The organism is Rhizobium phaseoli, from assembly GCF_003985125.1.
Classification (GTDB): Bacteria; Pseudomonadota; Alphaproteobacteria; order Rhizobiales; family Rhizobiaceae; genus Rhizobium; species Rhizobium phaseoli.
This window is the reverse complement of record NZ_ML133569.1, coordinates 297,518-319,663: the sequence shown is the minus strand read 5'-3', so window position 1 is coordinate 319,663 and position 22,146 is coordinate 297,518. Positions and strand designations below refer to the sequence as shown.

The window sequence follows — 22,146 nt, the reverse complement described above, 5'->3', positions numbered from 1 at the left end:
CGCCGCCCGTTGCGCTCTTGCCAAATTAGTTGACTGAGTCCATTAATTGGCGCGGCGAGGCCGGTCGAGAGCGTGGAACCATGAGCATATCGGATAGATTTTCACTGGCGAGTCAGGTGGCGCTCGTGACCGGCGGCGGCCGTGGTCTGGGCTTTGAGATGACGCGGGTCCTTGCCGAGGCCGGTGCGCATGTCATCATTACCGGACGAACGGCAGCGACGCTGGAAGAGGCCGTAACGACCCTCCGTGCGGCGGGCGGTACGGCGGAGGCTGCCGTGTTCGATATTGCCGACCGCGAGGCTCAACGTGCTGTTATGACCGATATCGAAAAGATCCACGGCCGTCTCGATATTCTGATCAACAATGTAGGCGCCCGCGACAGGCGGCCGCTGGCGGAATTCGACGATGATGCCATCATCGAATTGCTGCGCACCGATCTGGCCGCGGCGATGACGCTTTCGCGCGACGCCGCCGTGCTGATGAAGCGGCGCAATTACGGCCGCCTGATCGCGGTGACGTCGATCAGCGGCTAGGTCGCACTGCCCGGTGACTGCGTCTATCCGGCAGCCAAGCAGGGTCTGACCGGCCTGGTGCGCGGCATGGCGGTCGAATTCGGCCCGTACGGCATCACCAGCAACGCGATTGCACCCGGCTGGTTCGCTACGGAGACGAATGCGGCAATGGCCGGGAACGAGGAGTTGATGCCCTTCGTGCGCCAGCGCATCCCGGTCCAACGCTGGGGACGCCCTGATGAGATCGCCGGCGCGGCGCTGTTTCTGGCAAGCCGTGCTGCCTCCTTCGTCAACGGCCATGTATTGACCGTCGACGGCGGCATGACGGTCAGGATGTGAGGATACTCGCCCGTGTCGTAGCGCCGCGGGATCAAAACTTCCCGTTGATCGCGGCTGGAAATATCGGCTTGGCGCGACTATCAATTGATATGAAGCCAGCCGGTTCGGCATTGCCGCCCATTTGCCCGAATTGCGGTCATAAGATCGCGCCGGCTCATGCGGAGGTTTAAGAAATTAAAGATCATATTCAGTGGCTTATCGAACAGGGAATCACCTGCGAGCATATCGGTGAACTCGTTTCCGGTCTGTGCGAGCGGTTGATCCAGGATGGATTTCCGATCTGGCGGGCGAGCATCAGGATGCCGTCCCTACATCCGATGTATCGCGGCGTTTCCGCCAGTTTCGTGCGCGGCGGTGCGACCATTCTCGAAAATGCGGAGCACGGCAGCGAGACCGAGCGCAACTTCGAGAAGACGCCGATCTTCTACCTTTTGAGCCGCGACGAAAGCCGGGGGCGATGGAACCTGGCCAAAGGCGAGGGCCTCCACTACAGCGAGCTCAACGAGTTCGCGCGTGGCGGCGGCACCGACCACGTGATCAGCATTTTCGAATTCCCGAAAGAGGTGGCTCTGCGCGGGCTCGGTTTTTCCCTTACCAGCGACGCGCCGGGCGGATTTTCCGACGGGCAACTGGAGGTCATCGAACAGCTTTTGCCGGCGCTGGGGCTCGCCGCTTACCGGGTGGCTGTGTCGAAGACCGCCACCGAGATCCTTGCGGTCTATACCGGTGCCAAGACGAGCGCGCGCATCTTGGCTGGAGAGACTCAGAGGGGGATGGGCGGTTCTATCAATGCCGCCATCCTGCTTGCCGATCTTCGCGATTTCACGGCCTTGACCGAGGTCTATGATCCCGGTGAGATCGTCGGCTTTCTCAACGAGCATTTCGATCTGATCGACCGGCATGTCGAGGAAAATTCCGGCGAGATTCTCAAGTTCATGGGCGACAGCGTGCTTGCGATCTTCCCAACGGACGCCGAGGATTCGAAAAAGGCCTGTCTGGCAGCGTTGGCTTCCGCCAAGAACCTGCTGAAGGCAAACGAAGTGCTCAACCGCGAGCGGACGCTGAATGGCGGCCCGGATATCGGCGTCGATGTCGTGCTTCATGTCGGCGAGGTATTCTATGGTAATGTCGGCGCTCGGGGCAGGCTCGACTTCACGGTGATCGGCAGGGCCGTAAACGAGGCTTCACGGCTCGAAAAGCTTTGCGGCACGCTTGGAGAGAACCTGCTGATGTCGGAGAGCTTCGCGAAGACCTGCACGGTCGCGAGCGAATATCTGGGCTCTTTCGACTTGCGCGGCGTCTCGAAGAGAGCCGACGTTTTCCGGCTCGCCGACACCGCCTCGTAGCGGCTCAGATCTCGCCCGACACTTCGCGGCGGCGGCGATCGAGTTCTTCGCTGTAGCGACGCAGCGTGTGGCTTTCGCTAAGCTGGCCGACCACCTTGCGCTCGATCAGATTGTTGACGACGGCCAGCGCTTCGCTTTCGCTCTTGTCGAAGATTGCCGCCGCCTGCCTGGCGTTCATCTGCGGCTGCAGGAAGTCGTTGCGGTAGCGGACGAAATCGGCAAGCATCTGGCTCTCGTCCTGAACATCGGTCGGGTTGGCGTAGATCTCGGGCACCAGCACGAGCCCGGCGTATTTGTCGTTCTCCTCGACAAGAATGACACGCTGCGTCGAGCCGATCGGGAAGGCCTTCTTGAACTCCTCCAAGGAGATGCCCGCTTTTGCGGTCTTGACGTCGGCGCGCATCAGCTTGTCGACCGTCAGGTTGCGGATCCAGCCGACGTCATGGGCGCTGCGGATGCTTTCGCCGCGCAGATGGAAGCGCCATGTGGCGAAAGAGTAGCCGAAGGTCGAGCGCACGACGAGCGAGGAGGTGATGACGGCGGCAAGCACCAGCGCCGTGATCGGAAAATCGCCGGTGATCTCGAGCGCCAGGAAGGTCATCGTCAGCGGCCCGCCGATGACGGCGACGGCAAGCGAACTCATTCCGACCACGGCATAGATGACCGGCGTCAGCGTCGCATCGGCGAAATAGGGACCGCAATAGGCAAAGAGCTTGCCGAGCAGAGCGCCCATAAACAGCGAGGCGAAAAACAGGCCACCCCTGAAGCCGGAACCGATCGAAATCGCCGAGGCCAGTGATTTCAGCAGAAACAGGCTTACCAGCGCCGGGATCGTCACGTCGCGGGAAAGGTTGAGATGCAGTGCGCCGTGGCCTGCCGAAAGCACCTGCGGCGAGATCATCGCCAGGAGCCCGACGATGATACCGCCGAGTGCGGGCCGGCAGGGCGGGGCGATCGAACTCTCGCGCGCCAGCTCCTCGATGAAGGCGACGCCCTGCATGAGGAGAATGCCAACACCGGCGCAAAAGCAGCCAAGCAGCAAGGCCGGGATATAATCGGCCGGAACGACGGAGCCGAAGGTGCCGATATCAATGGTGAAATCGCCCTCGGCAAGCAGCCTTGCGATGAGGGTGGAAACGAGGGCGGAGACCACGACCGGGGTCAGCGAGACGATCGTGTAGGTGCCGATGATCAGTTCGAAGGCGTAGAAGGCGCCGGTCAGCGGCGCGTTGAAGGCGGCAGCGATGGCGCCGGCCGCGCCGCAGCCGACGAGAACGCGCAGGTCCGAGCGGCGCAGCTGCAGCTTCAGGCCGAACTTGGAGGCAATTCCGGCGGCAAGCTGGGTATAACCGGCCTCCAGGCCGACGGAAGCGCCGAAACCGTTTGAGATCAGGTTCTGGACGGCGACGATAATGCTGTCAGTGAGGGAGAGACGGCCGCCATGCAGCGCATTGGCCTCGATCGGATCGACCATCGGTTTCTTGCGCCGTTTCGCCAGCACGAAAAAAAGCAAGCCGAGCAGGACGCCGCCGATGACGGGGGCGGTGAGCAGCAGCATCTTGTCCTCGATGATCGACGCGCTGAGCCTTTCGTTGTCGGCTATGCCGAAGACCAGCTGGTGCAGCTCATTCGAAACGTAGCTCATGCCGGTGACCGCAAGCCCGGAGGCGATGCCGACGACGGCGCCCGCCAGCGACAAGCCGACTTCGCTGCGGCGCGTCAGGGCGCGCAGCCGCCCCGGGTCGAAGAACACACGCAGCGCACGGAAACGGCGCCGATCCAATTTCATAAGCATGGCTAGACAACTAGGCGGAGAGAGGCCCGGTCAAGGGCAGGGGTGCTGTCCGCTTGCGATGCAATTGCGGCAAAAACCCGGCGCGCGGGCTAAATTTTTATGACGTAAGCCGCTGATATAAGGCGACTTTTTAGCTTGGATAAGTCGCTTTTATGCGAGATCCTCTTCCGGCCGGCCATCGTCGCAGTCACACCAAGGCCGTTGACTCCATCCCCCGGCTTGCCTAACCATCCCTCAACGGATGGTCGCTTGACCATCCCACGAGGATGGTCATCTGACCATCCTCGGATATAACGGATGGTTTCGGATCGGCAGTTGCCTTTCCGGATGAAAAGGGAATGTGACGGGGTGGACCCAAGCCGGGCGCCTTCATCACAGCCGACCCCGCGACTGTAGAGCGGTCAGGGTCTTCCATCCGGCATTGAGTTCTTTGGCCGACAGCTTGCAATGGTGCAGGCGGGCGGAAGGGGCGACGTGCCGGAAAAGCCACTGGAAATGCATGGTGATCAACCGGGGTGGGACGCCTCTTTCTCTACGAATCGTCCGCCTTTTCACCAATGCAGCCGGGAAGGCGAGGCGGATCCGCTGGCACGATCAGGGGCGACCGGTTTCCGGTCCGCCCCGATCGCGGCCGATAACCGCGAGCCAGGAGACCTGCCTTCCGTGCCGGGCGAGAAGCCCACCCTTGGGCAAGAGACCCGCTGCCAGCACGGAGGTTGTTTTGGCTGAACGAATGAATTCGGCGCTGCCTTGTGCGGTGCGACGGTGGGGTTTCCCCTTCTCCCCAGCGGGGAGAAGGTGGCCCAAAGTGTCGGATGAGGGGGGCGCGCGGCAGTTCCATCCTTTTGCCCTTCGCGTGCGCTCGGCGCATTCGCGGCTTAGCCGCTCACCCCCTCAACCGCCTGCCGGCACCTTCTCCCCGCTGGGGAGAAGGTGGATTCGGCGCCACCTCGCCCTTCCCAGCGGGAGCGCTTGCACATGACGGCTCCCTCCAATTCCACCTTCATCCTCGGCGGCGCACGCTCCGGCAAATCCCGCTTCGCCGAAAACCTCGTCATCGCGACCGGCCTCGATCGCCATTACATCGCGACCGGCCGAGCCTGGGACGAGGAGATGCAGGCGCGGATTGCCCAGCACAAGGTCGATCGCGGGCCGTCATGGACCACGCACGAAGAGCCCCTCGATCTCGTCGGCGCGCTTGCCGCCATCGATGGCGAGAGGCGTATCGTGCTGATCGACTGCCTGACGCTCTGGGTCACCAATCTGATGATGGAAGAGCGGGATATGGCGGCGGAGTTTGCCGCACTTGCGGATTTCGTTGCGCGGGCAAAGGCGCGGCTCGTTTTCGTCTCCAACGAGGTCGGCCTCGGCATCGTGCCCGACAATCGCATGGCGCGGGAATTTCGCGATCATGCCGGCCGGCTCCACCAGATGATCGCGGCGAAAGCCGCCGAAGTCTATTTCGTCGCGGCAGGCCTGCCGCTGAAAATGAAGGGTTAAAGTTTTATGAGCCAGAAGATTCCCGCAACAGTCATCACCGGTTTTCTTGGCGCCGGCAAGACGACGATGATCCGCAACCTGCTCACCAATGCCGGCGGAAGGAAGATCGCGCTTATCATCAACGAGTTCGGCGATCTCGGCGTTGATGGTGATGTGCTGAAGGGCTGCGGGGCGGAGAACTGCAGCGAGGACGACATTATCGAACTCACCAATGGCTGCATCTGCTGCACCGTTGCCGACGATTTCATTCCGACGATGACCAAGCTGCTCGAGCGCGAACAGCGGCCCGACCACATCGTCATCGAAACCTCGGGCCTCGCCTTGCCGCAGCCTCTGGTCGCGGCCTTCAACTGGCCTGACATTCGCACACAGGTGACAGTCGACGGCGTCGTCACGGTGGTCGACAGCGCGGCTGTCGCCGCCGGCCGTTTCGCCGACGACCACGATGCGGTCGAGGCGGCGCGCAGCGAGGATGAATCGCTCGACCACGAGAGCCCGATCGAGGAGCTGTTCGAAGACCAGCTCACCTGCGCCGATCTGATCGTGCTCAACAAGACCGATCTGATCGACGTGGCCGGTCTCGGCCGGGTGCGCGACGAGGTCGCTTCCCGCACCCAGCGCAAGCCGGTGATGATCGAGGCGAAAAACGGCGAAGTGCCGGCCGGCATTCTGCTCGGCCTCGGCATCGGCACGGAGGGCGACCTCGCCAACCGCAAGTCGCACCATGAGCTGGAGCATGAGGACGGTACACCGCACGACCACGACGAATTCGACAGCTTTGTCGTCGAACTCGGCCCGGTCGCCGACCCCGCTGGCTTCGTCGAGGCGCTGAAGAGCATCATATCAGCCCATGATGTGCTGCGCCTGAAGGGCTTCGTCGATGTAGCCGGCAAGCCGATGCGCCTGCAGTTGCAGGCCGTCGGCAGCCGCATCGATCATTATTTCGATCGCCCTTGGGGCTCAGGCGAAGCGCGCACCACGCGTCTCGTCGTCATCGGCCTGCATGAGATGGATCAAGGAGCGGTGAGGGCGGCGATCGAGGCGTTGGCGTAGACCCATGCATCTGCTTCTGGCCCAGCAGGGAACGATCAGCGACGGCGAGGAGGCGATCGACCTCGGGCAGCCGCCGGGCGATATCCTGTTCCTGTCGGCCGCCGACAGCGAGCTTGCGGCGATCGCAGCCACCCATCGCGCCTGCGGTGGGCCGCATTCGCTGCGGCTTGCGAGCCTGATGAGCCTCAAGCACCCGATGTCGGTCGATACCTATGTCGAGCGCACGGCGCGGCACGCCAAACTCATCATTGTGCGGGCGCTGGGCGGCGCCAGCTATTTCCGCTATGCGCTGGAGGCGCTGCATGCCTGTGCGGCCCGTAAGGGCGCGCTGGTTGCCGTGCTGCCGGGTGACGCCAGGCCGGATGTGGGGCTGGCGTCTTTTTCGAACATTGCCTCCGACGATCTCGATGCACTCTGGGCCTATTTGATCGAGGGCGGCGATGCCAATACGCGCGCCTTTCTCGATTATGCCGGGGCGATATTGTCGGGCGCGGAAAAGCCGGCGCCAGCGGTGCCCTTGATGAAGGCCGGCATCTGGTGGCCGGGGCGGGGATTGATCGGGGTCGAGGAATGGAGGCGGGTTGCCGGTTCTCTCTTCTCCCCAGCGGGGAGAAGATGCCCGACAGGGCAGATGAGGGGGGTGAGCGACGGAGGGAGCGAGCAACAGGAGTCGGACACCGACGTTTGCGGAGTCACCCCCTCATCCGACCCTTCGGGCCACCTTCTCCCCGCTGGAGAGAAGGGAAAAGTCGGTTCCCCCATCGTCGCGATCAGCTTCTATCGAGCCCTTGTGCAGAGCGGCGAAACCCAGCCAATCGAAGCGCTGATCCAGTCCTTGCAAGCGCTCGGCCTCAGGCCACTTCCGGTTTTTGCCTACAGCCTCAAGGATCCGGTTTCGACAGGAATTCTCGAGAGCGTGTTCTCGGCGCTGAAACCCGACGTCGTCATCAACACCACCGGTTTTGCGGTCTCCGCACCGGGCGCGGACCGGCAGCCGACGGTGCTGGAGGCGAATGGCGCCGTGGTGCTGCAGGCGATTCTGTCTGCGTCCTCCAGGCAAGTGTGGGTGGCCTCGTCACAAGGCCTGTCGGCGCGCGATCTCGGCATGAATGTGGCGCTGCCCGAAGTCGACGGCCGGGTGCTGGCGCGGGCAGTCTCCTTCAAGACGGCGGCGCGTTATGATGCGGCCGTCGAGGCCAACATTGTCGCCAGCGAACCAGACGGCGGCCGGGTGCGCTATACGGCGGAACTCGCCGCCAATTGGGCGCGGCTGCGCGCCACGCCGGCACGTGACCGACGTATTGCCCTTGTCATGGCAAATTATCCGAACCGCGACGGTCGGCTCGGCAACGGGGTCGGCCTCGACACGCCGGCCGGCAGCATCGAGGTGCTGCGCGCGATGGAGGCAGCGGGTTACCCGCTCGCCGATATTCCAGCCGATGGCGACGCGCTGATCCGGCATTTGATGGAAGGTCCGACCAATTCAGGTCATGACGGCCGGGTCGTCCGCGAGACGTTTTCCCTGAGTCTCTACAACAGCTTCCTGGCGTCTCTTCCTGATCAGATTCAGGATGAGGTAAAGGCCCGCTGGGGCGAACCAGAGAACGATCAGTATTTTCGCGACGGCGTCTTCGCCCTGCCTTTCGCCCGCTTCGGCGGCGTCCTTGTCGGCATTCAGCCGGCGCGCGGCTATAATATCGATCCGAAGGAGAGCTACCATTCGCCGGATCTCGTGCCGCCGCACGGTTATCTTGCCTTCTATGCTTTCCTGCGCCGCGAGTTCTGCGCCGATGCCGTCATCCACATGGGCAAACACGGCAATCTCGAATGGCTGCCGGGCAAGGCGCTGGCGCTGTCGGAAGGCTGTTATCCCGAGGCGGTCCTCGGGCCGCTGCCGCATCTCTATCCCTTCATCGTCAACGATCCGGGCGAGGGCACGCAGGCCAAGCGGCGGACTGCCGCCGTCATCATCGATCACCTGACGCCGCCTTTGACACGGGCCGAGAGCTATGGGCCGCTCAAGGACCTGGAAGCGCTGGTCGACGAATATTACGAAGCCTCCGGCGGCGATCCCCGCCGCATCCGGCTGCTCAGCCGGCAGATTCTTGATCTTGTCACCGATATCGGCCTCGACCGGGATGCCGGCATCACGAGCGGCGAAAGCGAGGGCGAGGCGCTGAAGAAGCTCGACGCCTATCTCTGCGACCTCAAGGAAATGCAGATCCGCGACGGGCTGCATGTCTTCGGGGTGTCGCCCGAGGGGCGGTTGCTGACGGATTTGACCGTGGCGCTGGCGCGGGTGCCGCGCGGGCTGGGCGAGGGCGGGGATGCGAGTTTGCAGCGGGCGATCGCTGGGGATCTGGCGTTGGATGTTGTGCGCGTGGCACCCCCCTCTGTCCTGCCGGACATCTCCCCCACAGGGGGGGAGATTGAATCGCGGCAACCATCTCCCCAAACAACAAATGTAGAGCGACAGTCTGGCGTCTTGTCGATCTCCTCCCTTGTGGGGGAGATGTCCGGCAGGACAGAGGGGGGTAATCCCACATTCGACCCCCTCGACTGCGACATGGCCGCCATCTGGACCGGCCCACGTCCGCCAATCCTGGCCGACCTCCTCGACGCTCCCTGGCGCACCAACGGCGACACGGTCGAGCGTATCGAACTGCTCGCGGCCAAGCTCGTTTCCGGCGAACTCGCCTGCCCAACCCTCTGGTCCCAAACCAGAGCTGTACTCTTCGAGGTCGAGACCCGACTCAAGCCTTCGATCCTGGCCTGCGGCTCGACCGAGATCTCAGGGCTGCTTGCCGGCCTGGACGGCCGTTTCGTTGCACCCGGCCCCTCCGGCGCGCCGACGCGCGGGCGGCCGGACGTGCTGCCCACGGGCCGCAATTTTTACTCGGTCGACAGCCGCGTCGTGCCGACGCCGGCGGCTTATGAGCTGGGCAAGAACTCGGCGGAGCTGCTGGTACGCCGCTATGTGCAGGATCATGGCGAATGGCCTGATACGTTCGGCCTGACGGCCTGGGGCACGTCGAACATGCGCACCGGTGGCGACGATATCGCTCAGGCGCTCGCGCTCATCGGGGTCAAGCCGCTCTGGGATATCAGCTCGCGGCGGGTCACCGGCTATGAGATCATACCGCAGGCAGCGCTTGGGCGGCCTCGCGTTGATGTGACACTCAGGATTTCCGGCTTCTTTCGCGACGCGTTTCCCGAGCAGATCGCCTTGTTCGACAGAGCGGTTCGCGCCGTCGGCGCGCTTGAAGAGGACGATGCCGACAATCCGATTGCAGCGCGCATGCGCGGCGAAGCGGCAAGGCTTGCGGCGGCCGGTCTCGACGCCGCCGCGGCGAAACGGCGGGCGGGCTACCGGGTGTTCGGCTCGAAACCCGGCGCCTACGGCGCCGGGTTGCAGGCGCTGATCGACGAGAAGGGCTGGGAGCGGCGTAGCGATCTTGCCGAAGCCTATCTCGTCTGGGGAAGTTATGCCTATGGCGCCGGCGAAGAGGGCACCGCCGAACGCGGCCTGTTCGAGGATCGGCTGCGCTTGGTGCAGGCCGTCATTCAGAACCAGGACAATCGCGAGCACGACCTGCTCGACAGCGATGACTACTATCAATTCGAAGGCGGCATGGCAGCGGCGAGCGAGGCGCTGACCGGCGCACGCCCGGCAATCTATCATAACGATCATTCCAGGCCGGAGCGGCCGGTAATCCGTTCGCTCGAGGAAGAGATCGGCCGCGTTGTGCGCGGGCGGGTCGTCAATCCGAAATGGATAGCGGGCGTCATGCGCCACGGCTACAAGGGAGCGGCCGAGATCGCCGCCACCGTCGATTATCTCTTCGCCTTCGCGGCAACGACCGGGGCTGTCGGCGCGCATCATTTCGAGGCGGTCCACCAGGCCTTCGTCGCCGATCCCGAGGTACGCAGCTTTATGATCGAAAAGAACCCCGCGGCCTTCGACGAGATGAAAGAGCGGCTGCACGAAGCGATCGATCGCGGCCTGTGGACACCGCGCAGCAATTCGGCCCGGTTCGACCTGGCTTAACAGATGAGGTAAGCGATGAACGACGAAACCCCAGAAAATGAAGCGGCCAAGGACGATGCGCGCCACGCCGAGAAGATGGCAAAGAAGAAGGCTGCGCGCGACAAGATCATGGCGACAAAGACCGATGGCAAAGGGCTGATCATCGTCCATACCGGCAAGGGCAAGGGCAAATCATCGGCCGCCTTCGGCATGATCTTCCGCCATATCGCCCACGGCAAGCCTTCGGCCGTCGTGCAATTCATCAAGGGTGCGATGTGGACAGGCGAGCGCGATCTGATCGAGAAGCATTTTTCCGGCCTTTGCCAGTTTCATACGATGGGCGAAGGTTTCACCTGGGAAACGCAGGATCGCGCCCGCGACGTTGCAGCCGCCGCGGCCGCCTGGGAAAAGGCCAAGGAGCTGATCCGCGACGAGCGCAATTCGATGGTGCTGCTCGATGAGATCAACATCGCGCTGCGTTACGACTATCTCGACATCAACGATGTCGTTGCCTTCCTGAAAAGCGAGAAGCCGGCCATGACGCATGTCGTGCTGACGGGCCGCAACGCCAAGGAGGAACTGATCGAGATCGCCGATCTTGTAACCGAGATGGAACTCGTCAAACATCCTTTCCGCTCAGGCATCAAGGGCCAGGCAGGCGTAGAATTCTGAGGCCCGGGGATGGCGCGGTGGTTAGACGCCGAGCCAGACACGCAGCGGGTTCGCGGGATTGGCGAGCAGCTTTACCGCGAGAGCGACGCAGACGATGACGAGCAGCGGCTTGATGAGCTTTGCGCCGATGCGCATGGCGAGCCGTGAGCCGAGCTGGGCGCCGAGGAACTGGCAGACGCCCATCAGCAGACCGATTTTCCAGAGGATCGCGCCGAAGCTTGCAAAGACGATCAGCGCGCCGAGGTTCGAGCCGAAATTGAGAAGCTTGGTATGGGCGGTGGCCTTCAGCACGCCGAAGCCGGCGAGGGTGACGAAGGCAAGCATGAAGAAGGAGCCGGTGCCGGGACCGAAGACGCCGTCGTAAAGGCCGATGGCCGGCACCAAGGTCAGGCCGAAGACGAAATGCGTGATGATCCGGTGTTTGTCGAGATCGTTGAGGTTCGGCTTGACGGCAAAGAAGATCGCGATCGCCAGGAGAAGCACCGGCATGATGGCCTGCAGCACCTGTCCGGGCACGATCGTCGCAAGGGCAGCGCCGACCGCCCCGCCCATGACGGCCATCAGCGCCATCGGCAGTTGTTCGTGCAACTGCACATGGCCCTTGCGGGCATAGGCGAGTGTTGCCGAAGCGGCGCCGAAGATCGACTGCACCTTGTTGGTACCGAGCGTCTGGAGCGGCGGAATGCCTGCAATCAGCATGGCTGGGACGGTGATCAGGCCGCCGCCGCCGGCGATGGCATCGACGAAACCGGCAAAGAAGGCAGCCGCGCAGAGCAGCAGAAGCAGATGGAGGGCGATGTCAGGCAAGATGCTATTCCAGAAGGGCTTTCAGCCGGTCTTGTTGCATTTCCCCCTTCAAGCTGCAATGGCTGCGAGGACACAGCGAGGGCGCATTCGACGGCTTTCATGAGTGATATTTCTTTCGATGGGGCGAGGCGACATGTGCTCGGGCTCGGCTGCGAGCGCGGGACGCCGCCTGCGGAGGTACTGGTGCTTGCGAATGAGGCGTTGACGGCGGCCGGCATCGGCGGGGCGGAGCTTGCTGCCATCGCTTCCATCGACAGCCGCGGGGAAGAAGCTGCGATCCTTGCCGTTGCGGCGCATTTTGCCGTGCCTGCAGTCTTCTTCGATGCGGTGCGGCTGGAGCAGGAAACGCCGCGGCTCAAAAATCCCTCCGCTATCGTCTTTACGCGCGTCGGCTGTCATGGTGTGGCGGAATCGGCAGCGCTTGCGGCGATCGGCGCAGATGCCGAACTGGTGCTCGGCAAGATCAAATCCGCGCATGCAACAGCGGCGATTGCCCGCATCGGGTTGCAGAAAGCCTGACGGTCGTTATGGTGGCGGCAATTCGCGGCGCCGACCGGCAAGTCAGCGATTCATATCTAGAGGATAATCATGCACAAGGTCATTTATGACACGGATCCCGGCGTCGATGACGCCATGGCGCTTCTTTTCCTGCACCGCCATCCCGAGATCGATCTGATCGGCATCACCACAGTTTTCGGCAATGCCTCGGTCGAGACGACGACGCGCAATGCGCTTTTCCTCAAGCGGGAATGGGATATTCCGGCCCCCGTTGCCAAGGGTGCGAGTGTTACCGTCGATGCGGCGCGCGCTGAGCGGGAATGGCCGGCCATGGTGCATGGGGACAACGGCCTCGGCAATATCGAGGTGCCGCACACGATCGACCTGCCGCTCGATCCCCGGCCGGCGCACCGCTTCATCATCGACACGGTACGGGCAAATCCCGGCGAAGTCAGGCTGGTGGCCGTCGGCCGGATGACCAATCTGGCGATGGCGCTGAAGGAAGACCCCGAGATTGCCGGCCTGGTCAAGGACGTCGTCATCATGGGCGGCAATTTCTATGTGCCGGGCAACGTGACGCCCGTCGCCGAAGCCAATATTCACGGTGATCCCGAGGCGGCAGACATCGTCATGACGGCGCCGTGGAAGGTCGTCGTCATCGGCCTCGACGTCACCTCGATCACCACGATGAGCCGCAGCTATCTCGGCGCAATGGCGGCCAAGGGCGATGCGGCAGTGAAGCTGCTCGACGGACTGTCGCAACATTACATCGACTTCTACAGCCATGCGGTCGATGACGGCATGATGGTGCATGACAGCTGCGCCGCCGTTTACGTCGTGGCGCCTGAGCTTTTCACCACCATCACCGGCGCCGTGCGCGTCGTCTGCGGCGGCATTGCCGATGGTCAGACGGTCGTCAAGCCAGACGGCCGCCGCTTCCCGCCGGGCGATTGGGACGGCCTTCCGAGCCAGATCGTCGCCACGGGAATCGAGTCGGAGAAGGTGCTCGACCTGATCCGTGATACGCTGCTTCGGGGTTGATTGGCTTGAAGCTTGGCTGCATCGCGGTCGGCCAAGGATTGTCGACGCAGTTGCCAATGCCTCTTTCGTCATGCTCGGGCTTGTGCCCCAAGCATCTGCCTCCATTCGATAGGGCAGCAGATCCTCGGCACAAGGCCGAGGATGACGACGCGCGGGAGGTGAGCGCTGTTTATTATAATATTCATAATCTTGCCCGGCTTTTCCGAGAATTCGAATCCGCCGCCTCGCAAAGTGAGTCATCGCCGTCTCGGCAACTTCAAGTGAGGTGGCGCGGGCGGCGTTGACCTTGCTCCTCGCTGGGCCTAGATCAACAAAATGTCGATCAATCCACTTTCACATTTGCCGGCGCTGGAGCCGGGCAGCGTCTGGCTCGTCGGGGCCGGTCCCGGCGATCCCGGGCTGTTGACGCTGCTTGCCGCCAAGGGATTGGCGGAGGCGGATGTGGTGGTGCACGACGCGCTGGTCAACGAGGACTGTCTGAGGCTCGCACAGCCAAGCGCGGAACTGGAATATGCGGGAAAACGCGGCGGCAAGCCCTCCGCCAAGCAGCGGGATATTTCGCTCCGGCTGGTGGAGCTGGCGCGCGCCGGCAAGCGGGTGTTGCGGCTGAAGGGTGGCGATCCCCTTGTCTTCGGGCGGGGCGGGGAAGAGGCGCTGACGCTGGTCGAGCACAACATTCCCTTCCGCATCGTGCCGGGCATTACCGCCGGCATCGGCGGGCTTGCCTATGCCGGCATTCCGGTCACGCACCGCGAGATCAATCACGCCGTGACCTTTCTCACCGGTCATGATTCCTCCGGGATCGTGCCCGATGCGATCAATTGGGAAGCGATCGGCAAGGGATCACCTGTCATCGTGATGTACATGGCGATGAAGCATATCGCCCAGATCAGCGCCAATCTGATGGCGTCGGGCCGCCCGGCATCCGAGCCTGTCGCTTTCGTCTGCAATGCGGCGACCGGCGCGCAGCAGGTGCTGGAGACGACGCTCGGCGAAGCGACCGATGCCGCAGCTGCCTCGGGTATCGAGCCACCGGCGATCGTCGTGGTCGGCGAGGTGGTGCGGCTCAGGGCCTCGCTCGACTGGCTCGGCGCCCTGGCAGGCAGACGGCTGCAGCCCGATCCGTTCGGGCGCTCCGACAAGGTGACGGCATGAGCGGCCTCCTGATCGCAGCTCCTTCCTCCGGCGCCGGCAAAACGACGGTGACGCTCGGGCTGCTGAGGGCGCTCCGCCGGCGTGGTGTGGCGGTCGCACCCGGCAAGGCCGGCCCCGATTACATCGACCCCGCCTTCCATGCAGCGGCGAGCGGCACACCCTGCCTGAATTTCGATCCCTGGGCGATGCGTCCGGAGCTGATCTCGGCCAATGCGGCCCTTCACCGGTCCGGCGACCGCATCCTGGTCATCGAGGCGATGATGGGGCTTTTCGACGGAGCGGCCGACGGAAAGGGAACCGCGGCCGATCTTGCCGCCCAGCTCGGTCTTTCCGTCGTGCTCGTCGTCGATGCCTCGCGCATGTCACAGTCCGTGGCGCCGCTGGTATCGGGTTTTGCCGGCTTCCGCGCCGATGTGCGCGTTGCCGGTGTCATCCTCAACAAAGTCGGCAGTGAGCGGCACGAGGCGATGCTGCGCCAGGCTCTCGAAGCGATCCGCATGCCTGTTATCGCCGTGATCGGCAGCGACAAGGCGCTTGCCCTGCCGGAACGCCATCTCGGCCTCGTCCAGGCCGGCGAACATGCCACCCTCGAGAGTTTCATCGACCATGCGGCCGATGCCGTCGCCGAGGAGTGCAATTTCGAATTCCTGCTGCGCATCGCCAGGCAGGGGCTCAACCGGCCGTCGGCCGCCAATATCGACCGGCTGATGCCAATCGGCGCCCGCATCGCCGTGGCGCGCGATGTCGCTTTTGCCTTTTCCTACGAGCATATGCTGCTCGGCTGGCGGCGGCGCGGGGCTGATATCTCCTTCTTCTCGCCGCTTGCCGACGAGGCGCCGGCCGGCGATGCCGATGCGATCTATCTGCCGGGCGGTTATCCCGAGCTGCATGCCGGGCGGCTTTCCCAGGCGCAGAGTTTCCGCGCCGGCATGCTCGATGCGGCGGCGCGCGGCATCCGGATCTACGGTGAGTGCGGCGGCTACATGGTGCTGGGCGATGGCCTGATCGATGCGGAGGGCAGGCGCCACGAAATGCTCGGCCTGCTGCCTGTTGTCACCAGCTATGCCGAGCGCCGGCGCCATCTCGGCTATCGCCGCGTGACGCCGCTTGACGGCGCCTTCTTCGCGCGGACGATGACGGCGCATGAATTCCACTATTCAACAGTCGTCTCCGAGGGGGAGGGAAAGCGGCTGTTTACAGCGCAAGATGCGCTCGGCGCTGATCTCGGTGCCGTCGGGCTGCGGCGCGGCCAGGTGGCGGGGTCCTACATGCATCTGATCGACCTTGCGAGAGCGGCCGGATGAGTGCGCCGATCGATCATGGCGGCGGTGTCACCGCCGCAGCCGCCGCTTTTGGCGGCAGGCCGCAGGACTGGCTCGACCTTTCCACCGGCATCAATCCATGCCCGGTCGCCCTGCCGGAGATCCCGACAAGCGCCTGGCACCGCCTGCCGGACAGCTATCTGGTCGATGCGGCAAGGCGGGCGGCGCGGGATTATTATGGCAGCGGCGACACCCTGCCGCTGCCGGTGCCTGGCACGCAATCGGTGATTCAACTTCTGCCCCGCCTGCTTCGACAGGGAAGCCCGTTTGCCGTGACGGACGATAAGATCGCCATGGCGGACGATAGAATCGCCGTGGTGTCGCCGACTTATGGCGAATATGCGCGCGCCTTCGCCTCGGCCGGTTTTGCCGTCGATACGGTCGATGATATCGCTGCGATCGGCGACCAGCATAGGCTTGCCGTCGTCGTCAATCCGAACAATCCCGACGGGCGGATTTGGCCGGCCGAAGCGTTGGCAGCACTGCACGACAGGATGAAATCGGCAAACGGGCTCCTTGTTGTCGACGAGGCCTTCGGGGATACGGATCCGGCGCTGAGCGTCGCAGCCCGCGCGCAGGAGCTTCCCAACCTGATAATCTTCCGTTCCTTCGGCAAGTTCTTCGGGCTTGCCGGCCTCCGGCTCGGTTTTGCAATCGCGCGCGAGGATATTCTCGCGCGTTTCGAGGACTGGCTCGGTCCCTGGGCGGTCTCCGGCCCGGCGCTGTCGCTTGCCGCCTCGCTGCTTCGTTCGGACGTGGCTGCGATCCGCCGCTGCCTCGATGACCGCAGCGCCGCCCTGCAGGCGGCGCTGAGCGCTGCCGGGTTGCGGATCAGGGGCGGAACGGCGTTGTTCACTCTTGTCGCCGATCGCAGGGCGAGCGACATTTACACGCATCTTTGCCGGCATCATATTCTCGTCCGCAAGTTCGATTATGCGCCGGATTGGCTGCGTTTCGGGTTGACGCCCGATCCGGCGGCGGACAACCGGCTTGGCGCAGCCCTTCAAGGATTTGAGCGATGACGATCGACGAAAACCTCCTCGTGCTGCTCCTGGCGCTGCTGCTCGACCGGATCGCCGGCGATCCGCAATGGCTGTGGTCGCGGGTGCCGCATCCCGTCGTGATCTTCGGCGCGGCGATTTCCTACGCCGACCAGCAACTCAATCCCTCAAGCCTTACGGGATCCCAGCGCCGGATGAACGGCGTCGCGGCGATCCTGGCGCTGCTTGTGCTGTCGATCGCTGCAGGCTTCGTGTTCGATCGGTTTTTTGCGCTCTTCGGCCTTGCCGGTCTCGTGCTGGAGGCCGGCCTGGTGGCGATCTTTCTGGCGCAAAAGAGCCTTGCCGATCATGTCGCGGCCGTCGCTTCGGCCTTGCGCGGCGAGGGGCTTGCCGGCGGCCGGAACGCCGTCTCCCGTATCGTCGGGCGCGATCCCGAGACTCTCGACGAGCCGGCCGTCTGCCGCGCGGCGATCGAAAGCCTTGCGGAGAATTTCTCCGACGGCGTCGTGGCGCCGGCCCTCTGGTATGCCGTCTTCGGACTGCCGGGCCTGCTCGCCTACAAGATGCTGAACACGGCGGATTCGATGATCGGCCACAGGTCGGACAAATACATCGATTTCGGCTGGGCCGCGGCCCGGCTGGACGATATTGCCAACTGGCCCGCTGCGCGCCTCTCCGTCCTTTTGATCGCCGCCGGCGCCTGGATCCGGCGCGGCATGAGCCCCTGCCGCGAGGCGATCCGGGTGGCGATGCGCGACGGCGGCCTGCACCGCTCGCCGAATTCCGGCCGGCCGGAGGCGGCAATGGCCGGTGCTCTCAACGTCCAGCTCGCCGGCCCGCGCATCTACGGAGGTGTCGTCGTGACCGAGCCGATGATCAACAACGCCGGCCGCGACGTTGCCACCGCCGGCGATATCGAGGACGGTGTGGCGGTGTTTTATGCCAGCTGCATGGTGTTCACCGGTCTGATCTTCGGGTTGTTTCTGTGTTTTCTTTAGGATGCCTCGCACCGCTTGCACACGCCGGTGGACAGTTTTGCCGCAAAGGTTTATGCGAAGCGCCTCATATCGATCAGACCGGAAGATAGCGATGACAGTTCAGGTTGAACTCCCGTGCCCGAAGTGCAAGAGCACCAAGATGAAGTTCGAGCGGGCCGAGATCCGCGAGACCGACATCATCACCTGCGCGGCTTGCGGCCATAATCTCGGGACGATGGCCTCGATCCGTGAAAAGATGAATAAGGCCTACCAGCAGCTGAAGCGGCCATCGGCGGCACGTAAGCTTCAGTGAACAAGCGCTGCCGTCTTGCGGTGTCTCGATCACGCTTTCGCTCGTTAGAATTGTGATTACCATTCGGGTTAAAGCTATATAATAAGTATCGTCGTAGTCTCTCTGTCGTGAGGGCGCAATCAAACTGCGCGGGTGCGAAGAGGGGTTATCATGAGAACGATTTTTGCGGCCGCGGCCGCAAGTTTATTGCTGCAGTTTTCTCCAATTGCGGCTGAGGCAGCAACGCTGGTTGCCAATATCAGCATCGGCAAGCAGACGATGACCGTCACCGAGAACGGCTTCGTCAAGTATCGCTGGAAGGTTTCGACCGCGCGCAATGGTTATGTCACGCCGACCGGTTCCTGGAGCGCCAAGTGGCTGTCGCGCGATCACCGCTCCCGCAAGTACGACAACGCGCCGATGCCTTACGCGGTATTTTTCAACGGCGGTTACGCCGTTCACGCCACCTTCGATCTGAAGCGTCTCGGCAGGCCGGCCTCGCATGGCTGCGTTCGCCTGCATCCCGACAATGCGGCGGAGTTCTTTTCGCTGGCGCGGCAGGCAGGTCTCGCCAACACCCGGGTAGTGATCACGCGCTGATCTGAAACCTGAATCCGGCGGCTGACACAGTTATGCGCTGATCTTCTGCAGCTCAGCCATATCGGGAACAACGATATGTCTGGAGTTCTCGATCAGGATGACACCCCGCTTGCGCAGTCTCGTCATCTGTCGGCTCACGGTTTCGATCGTCAGCCCGAGAAAATCGGCGATTTCGGCGCGCGACAGCGGCAGGTCGAAGGCGGTGCTGATGGCGGTCTGCGGCTCGGCATGGGTGGCGATGAGGTGGAGCAGGCTTGCGACCTTCTCCTCCGCCGTGCGGCGGCCGAGCGTCAGCATCCATTCGCGCGCCGCATCCAGCTCGTTGAGCGCCTGATCGTGCAGATTGCGCTGCAGCTCTGGCGTCTCCGCTATCATGCGATCGAGGAGATTGCGGGGGAAAACACAAATTTCGGCGTCGGTGGCCGCCTCGGCCGACAGCGTGCTCTCCCGCACGAAAGGTCGGCCGACGAAATCGGGAGCGAACTGCAGGCCGACGATCTGCTGGCGACCATCCGGCATCATCTTGCAGAGCTTGATCACGCCACGCATGATGTTCGAATAGAATGAGCTCTCCGACCCTTGAGCAATGATCTCCGAGCCGGCGTCGACCTTGCGGCGCAGGGAATGGCGGTTGAGCTCCTTCAGCTGGGCGTTCGACAAGGCGCCGCAGACGACGCCATGCCGCGCCTGGCAGGAGCGGCAAGCGACGGGCGTGCCGGCCTCGAAAACCTCACTGCGTGCGATGTCCATGTCCTGATCCCTTTGAAAGTCCGACCTATGCCAAGACATGCCCGGACCGCGATCTCGATTTCTTCCAGCGCCGCTTGATGATTATCAAATCACCGGCGTTACGATTTGATTCAGATCAAACTCGGATGCGGATGTTGGGCACGCATCCAGCGAGCCACCGATTTGATTCGCACAGCCGCCCATTACGCGCCGAGACGGGGCCTTGCATCGCGTTTCGGGTTCGCGCGACACTGCGAACGTCCGGCACTCCATTGCTGTTTAGGCAACACCTCATTGCCAAATTGCCGCAACGCCCGGACGAAAGCATTGGCTTTTGAAATGGATTTGCCTATGAGGAGGTTTAAATCGTCATTTCATGAGGTACAGCGCGTGACCGCTACATTCGATAAAGTTGCCGACATTATTGCAGAAACCAGCGAGATCGACCGTGCCACGATCACGCCGGAGAGCCATACGATCGACGACCTCGGTATCGACAGCCTTGATTTCCTCGACATCGTCTTTGCGATCGACAAGGAATTCGGCATCAAGATTCCGCTCGAAAAGTGGACACAGGAAGTCAATGAGGGCAAGGTTTCCACCGAAGAGTATTTCGTGCTGAAGAACCTGTGCGCCAAGATCGACGAGCTCAAAGCAGCCAAGGCCTGAGAGATCTAACCGTCTTTTTTGAACGCCCTGCCGCCGGACTATGGCGGCCGGGCGGTTTCGTTCCTAACTAGGCGTCACCGGTGGGCGGATCTTGCTCGTCGGGCCGGAGGATCCGAATGCTGCTGGAATATTTCCAGATGATTGACCGCGTCGAAGCGGTGGACCTGAAGAAGGGCACGCTGGCGGCGCGATCCGTCGTGCCGGCCAAGAGTCCCGTTTTCGAAGGCCATTTTCCCGGCATGCCGCTCGTTCCCGGCGTGCTGCTGATCGAGACCATGGCCCAGGCCTCCGGCATGCTCGTGCTTGCCGCCACCGATTTTGCCGCCATGCCCTTCCTGATGTCGGTCGACGGCGCCAAGATGCGCACCTTCGTCGAGCCGGAAGCCGTGCTCGACATCGAGGCGGTGCTGGAGCACGACGGTTCCGGTTTCGCGGTCACCAAGGCCAAGATTACCAGCGGCGGCAAGAAGGTCTGCGATGCGCAGCTAAAACTGCGCACCATGCCCTTCAGCGAGGTTCCGCTCGGCGATATCGTGAAAAAACGCGCCGGCGAGGTCGGGCTTCTCGAAGCGATCGCAGCGCAGGGAGTGATTGGATGAGCAAGGCCGCAAACGACGTCGTCATCTCAGGCGTCGGCATCGTCACCTGTCAGGGCGTCGGCAAGGACGCGCATATCGCGCTGCTTTCGGCCGAAAGCGCGCCGAAGGCGATCGTTGAGACCGAGAAATTCAAGCCCTATCCGGTGCATCCGCTGCCCGAGATCGACTGGTCGCAGCAGATCGCCAAGCGTGGCGATCAGCGCCAGATGGAAAACTGGCAGCGCATCGGCGTCTTCGCCGCAGGGTTGGCACTCGACGATGCCGGCTTCAAGGACAATATCGAGGCCTGCGGCACGATGGACATGATCGTGGCGGCCGGCGGCGGCGAGCGCGACATCAACGTCGATACGCTGATCGTCGACGAGGGCCTGAAGCGCAACGACCGCGAGCTGCTGCTCAATGAGAAGCTGACGACGGAGCTGAGGCCGACGCTGTTTCTGGCGCAGCTTTCCAACCTGCTTGCCGGCAACATCTCCATCGTACACAAGGTCACCGGCTCGTCGCGCACCTTCATGGGCGAAGAGGCCTCTGGCGTTTCCGCCGTCGAGACGGCGTTCTGGCGGATCCGGTCCGGTGAATCCACCCATGCGCTTGTCGGCGGCGCCTTTGCCGCAGAGCGCCCCGACATGATCCTGCTGACCGAGGCGATCGGCGCGCATACGCGCGGCGAATGGGCGCCGCTCTGGTCGCGCTCTGGCCTCGAGGGCGGCGGCATGATCACCGGTTCGGCCGGTGCCTTCCTGGTGCTGGAATCGCGCAAGCATGCGGAAGAGCGCGGCGCGCATATCTATGCAACGATCAGCGCCGTCGAAGGCGACCGCGGCAGCCGCAGCGCCGGCAATTTCGAGGTGCGCATGGAGCGGCTGCTGAAGCCGGCCGCCGAGCTGCCGCCGGAAGCGACGGCGATCTTCTCCGGCTCGACCGGCATGCATGAGATCGCCGCCCGCGAAAAGGCGGTGCTGGAGCATCAGCTTCCGGGTGCCGCCATCCGCGGCTTCGGCGGCGTGTCCGGTCACACGATCGAGGCGCAGTTCCCGCTGGGGCTGGCGCTCGCAGCCCTTGCCATCGATGCCAATGCCAAGGTCCCGCCGTTCGATGCCGCCCATGAAGCGCCAATGAAGGCAGGTACGAAGGCTGCTGTCGTCACGACAGTTGGTCACCAGCGCGGCGAGGGCGTCGCCGTTCTTTCGGCTGAGGCGTGAGGAGACAGAT

19 protein-coding genes, 1 pseudogene and 1 riboswitch are annotated in these 22,146 nt (G+C 63.3%); of the genes and pseudogenes, 17 read left to right on the top strand and 3 right to left on the bottom strand.

The genetic code is table 11. The features are described 5' to 3' along the window. Positions 1 to 80 precede the first annotated feature (80 nt). Together EFD56_RS11480 and EFD56_RS11475 are read left to right on the top strand one after the other, a co-directional pair. A pseudogene (locus EFD56_RS11480) lies at positions 81 to 851 on the top strand (SDR family oxidoreductase). 257 nt (positions 852 to 1,108) lie between these two features. Further along, positions 1,109 to 2,197, top strand: coding sequence for an adenylate/guanylate cyclase domain-containing protein (locus EFD56_RS11475; RefSeq protein WP_126905288.1), 1,089 nt, complete (start codon positions 1,109 to 1,111; stop codon positions 2,195 to 2,197). Positions 2,198 to 2,201: 4 nt separating this feature from the next. On the opposite strand, the gene EFD56_RS11470 is transcribed toward EFD56_RS11475, so the two are convergent. Beyond that, positions 2,202 to 3,992, bottom strand: coding sequence for a chloride channel protein (locus EFD56_RS11470; RefSeq protein ID WP_126905287.1), 1,791 nt, complete (start codon positions 3,990 to 3,992; stop codon positions 2,202 to 2,204). Between the two features lie 281 nt (positions 3,993 to 4,273). Next, a riboswitch (cobalamin riboswitch) is annotated at positions 4,274 to 4,668 on the top strand. Positions 4,669 to 4,970: 302 nt separating this feature from the next. On the opposite strand from EFD56_RS11470, the gene cobU reads away from it, so the two are divergent. Genes cobU through cobO form a run of 4 tightly spaced genes read left to right on the top strand, consistent with a single transcriptional unit; the run spans position 4,971 to position 11,244 of the window. Then, positions 4,971 to 5,492, top strand: a complete 522-nt coding sequence (cobU, locus tag EFD56_RS11465) for a bifunctional adenosylcobinamide kinase/adenosylcobinamide-phosphate guanylyltransferase (RefSeq protein WP_126905286.1) — start codon at positions 4,971 to 4,973, stop codon at positions 5,490 to 5,492. Between the two features lie 6 nt (positions 5,493 to 5,498). Continuing rightward, positions 5,499 to 6,545, top strand: a complete 1,047-nt coding sequence (cobW, locus tag EFD56_RS11460) for a cobalamin biosynthesis protein CobW (RefSeq protein WP_064818413.1) — start codon at positions 5,499 to 5,501, stop codon at positions 6,543 to 6,545. A 4-nt stretch (positions 6,546 to 6,549) separates the two neighbouring features. Beyond that, positions 6,550 to 10,593, top strand: a complete 4,044-nt coding sequence (gene cobN, locus EFD56_RS11455; RefSeq protein ID WP_126905285.1) for a cobaltochelatase subunit CobN — start codon at positions 6,550 to 6,552, stop codon at positions 10,591 to 10,593. 15 nt (positions 10,594 to 10,608) lie between these two features. Further along, positions 10,609 to 11,244 carry a cob(I)yrinic acid a,c-diamide adenosyltransferase gene (gene cobO, locus EFD56_RS11450; protein ID WP_126905284.1) on the top strand — a complete coding sequence of 212 codons (636 nt, stop codon included), beginning with the start codon at positions 10,609 to 10,611 and terminating at the stop codon, positions 11,242 to 11,244. Positions 11,245 to 11,265: 21 nt separating this feature from the next. Here cobO and EFD56_RS11445 read toward each other — a convergent pair whose 3' ends face one another. Continuing rightward, positions 11,266 to 12,051 carry a TSUP family transporter gene (locus EFD56_RS11445; protein ID WP_126905283.1) on the bottom strand — a complete coding sequence of 262 codons (786 nt, stop codon included), beginning with the start codon at positions 12,049 to 12,051 and terminating at the stop codon, positions 11,266 to 11,268. A gap of 99 nt (positions 12,052 to 12,150) precedes the next feature. Here EFD56_RS11445 and EFD56_RS11440 point away from each other — a divergent pair, with 99 nt between their 5' ends. The 8 genes from EFD56_RS11440 (at position 12,151) to EFD56_RS11405 (ending at position 18,937) form a co-directional block, all read left to right on the top strand. Then, positions 12,151 to 12,570, top strand: coding sequence for a cobalamin biosynthesis protein (locus EFD56_RS11440; RefSeq protein WP_126905282.1), 420 nt, complete (start codon positions 12,151 to 12,153; stop codon positions 12,568 to 12,570). Positions 12,571 to 12,639: 69 nt separating this feature from the next. Next, positions 12,640 to 13,590: a nucleoside hydrolase gene (locus EFD56_RS11435; RefSeq protein WP_126905281.1), complete on the top strand. Its 951-nt coding sequence runs from the start codon at positions 12,640 to 12,642 to the stop codon at positions 13,588 to 13,590. Positions 13,591 to 13,905: 315 nt separating this feature from the next. Continuing rightward, complete coding sequence (gene cobA, locus EFD56_RS11430) at positions 13,906 to 14,745, top strand: uroporphyrinogen-III C-methyltransferase (RefSeq protein ID WP_126905280.1); 840 nt, start codon at positions 13,906 to 13,908, stop codon at positions 14,743 to 14,745. Beyond that, positions 14,742 to 16,049, top strand: a complete 1,308-nt coding sequence (locus EFD56_RS11425; protein ID WP_126905279.1) for a cobyrinic acid a,c-diamide synthase CobB — start codon at positions 14,742 to 14,744, stop codon at positions 16,047 to 16,049. Before cobA ends, EFD56_RS11425 begins: the two co-directional genes overlap by 4 nt. Next, the gene (cobD, locus tag EFD56_RS11420; RefSeq protein ID WP_126905278.1) at positions 16,046 to 17,089 is read left to right on the top strand and encodes a threonine-phosphate decarboxylase CobD; all 1,044 of its coding nucleotides are present in this window, start codon (positions 16,046 to 16,048) and stop codon (positions 17,087 to 17,089) included. Before EFD56_RS11425 ends, cobD begins: the two co-directional genes overlap by 4 nt. Beyond that, positions 17,086 to 18,066, top strand: a complete 981-nt coding sequence (gene cbiB / locus EFD56_RS11415) for an adenosylcobinamide-phosphate synthase CbiB (protein WP_126905277.1) — start codon at positions 17,086 to 17,088, stop codon at positions 18,064 to 18,066. The genes cobD and cbiB overlap by 4 nt, the downstream gene beginning before the upstream one ends. 91 nt (positions 18,067 to 18,157) lie before the next feature. Further along, complete coding sequence (locus tag EFD56_RS11410; protein WP_126905276.1) at positions 18,158 to 18,358, top strand: ECs_2282 family putative zinc-binding protein; 201 nt, start codon at positions 18,158 to 18,160, stop codon at positions 18,356 to 18,358. 150 nt (positions 18,359 to 18,508) lie between these two features. Continuing rightward, positions 18,509 to 18,937, top strand: coding sequence for a L,D-transpeptidase (locus EFD56_RS11405; protein WP_126905275.1), 429 nt, complete (start codon positions 18,509 to 18,511; stop codon positions 18,935 to 18,937). A gap of 30 nt (positions 18,938 to 18,967) precedes the next feature. Here the strand turns inward: EFD56_RS11405 and EFD56_RS11400 are convergent, their stop codons facing one another. Further along, on the bottom strand, positions 18,968 to 19,687 hold the full coding sequence (locus tag EFD56_RS11400) for a Crp/Fnr family transcriptional regulator (RefSeq protein WP_126905274.1): 720 nt from the start codon (positions 19,685 to 19,687) through the stop codon (positions 18,968 to 18,970). A 369-nt stretch (positions 19,688 to 20,056) separates the two neighbouring features. Between EFD56_RS11400 and EFD56_RS11395 the strand changes: the two genes are divergently transcribed. The 3 genes from EFD56_RS11395 (at position 20,057) to EFD56_RS11385 (ending at position 22,136) form a co-directional block, all read left to right on the top strand. Next, complete coding sequence (locus EFD56_RS11395; protein ID WP_003540486.1) at positions 20,057 to 20,335, top strand: acyl carrier protein; 279 nt, start codon at positions 20,057 to 20,059, stop codon at positions 20,333 to 20,335. A 116-nt stretch (positions 20,336 to 20,451) separates the two neighbouring features. Beyond that, entirely contained in the window at positions 20,452 to 20,934 is a 483-nt protein-coding gene (locus EFD56_RS11390; protein ID WP_064803194.1) for a 3-hydroxyacyl-ACP dehydratase FabZ family protein, read from the top strand. Then, positions 20,931 to 22,136 carry a beta-ketoacyl-ACP synthase gene (locus EFD56_RS11385; RefSeq protein ID WP_126905273.1) on the top strand — a complete coding sequence of 402 codons (1,206 nt, stop codon included), beginning with the start codon at positions 20,931 to 20,933 and terminating at the stop codon, positions 22,134 to 22,136. The genes EFD56_RS11390 and EFD56_RS11385 overlap by 4 nt, the downstream gene beginning before the upstream one ends. The last annotated feature ends 10 nt before the right edge of the window (positions 22,137 to 22,146 follow it).

Coding starts and splice junctions, on each gene's coding strand:
- EFD56_RS11470 (WP_126905287.1), bottom strand. CDS start 3,992: ATGCTTATGAAATTGGATCGGCGCCGTTTCCGTGCGCTGCGTGTGTTC.
- cobU (WP_126905286.1), top strand. CDS start 4,971: ATGACGGCTCCCTCCAATTCCACCTTCATCCTCGGCGGCGCACGCTCC.
- cobW (WP_064818413.1), top strand. CDS start 5,499: ATGAGCCAGAAGATTCCCGCAACAGTCATCACCGGTTTTCTTGGCGCC.
- cobN (WP_126905285.1), top strand. CDS start 6,550: ATGCATCTGCTTCTGGCCCAGCAGGGAACGATCAGCGACGGCGAGGAG.
- cobO (WP_126905284.1), top strand. CDS start 10,609: ATGAACGACGAAACCCCAGAAAATGAAGCGGCCAAGGACGATGCGCGC.
- EFD56_RS11440 (WP_126905282.1), top strand. CDS start 12,151: ATGAGTGATATTTCTTTCGATGGGGCGAGGCGACATGTGCTCGGGCTC.
- EFD56_RS11435 (WP_126905281.1), top strand. CDS start 12,640: ATGCACAAGGTCATTTATGACACGGATCCCGGCGTCGATGACGCCATG.
- cobA (WP_126905280.1), top strand. CDS start 13,906: ATGTCGATCAATCCACTTTCACATTTGCCGGCGCTGGAGCCGGGCAGC.
- EFD56_RS11425 (WP_126905279.1), top strand. CDS start 14,742: ATGAGCGGCCTCCTGATCGCAGCTCCTTCCTCCGGCGCCGGCAAAACG.
- cobD (WP_126905278.1), top strand. CDS start 16,046: ATGAGTGCGCCGATCGATCATGGCGGCGGTGTCACCGCCGCAGCCGCC.
- cbiB (WP_126905277.1), top strand. CDS start 17,086: ATGACGATCGACGAAAACCTCCTCGTGCTGCTCCTGGCGCTGCTGCTC.
- EFD56_RS11410 (WP_126905276.1), top strand. CDS start 18,158: ATGACAGTTCAGGTTGAACTCCCGTGCCCGAAGTGCAAGAGCACCAAG.
- EFD56_RS11405 (WP_126905275.1), top strand. CDS start 18,509: ATGAGAACGATTTTTGCGGCCGCGGCCGCAAGTTTATTGCTGCAGTTT.
- EFD56_RS11400 (WP_126905274.1), bottom strand. CDS start 19,687: ATGGACATCGCACGCAGTGAGGTTTTCGAGGCCGGCACGCCCGTCGCT.
- EFD56_RS11390 (WP_064803194.1), top strand. CDS start 20,452: ATGCTGCTGGAATATTTCCAGATGATTGACCGCGTCGAAGCGGTGGAC.
- EFD56_RS11385 (WP_126905273.1), top strand. CDS start 20,931: ATGAGCAAGGCCGCAAACGACGTCGTCATCTCAGGCGTCGGCATCGTC.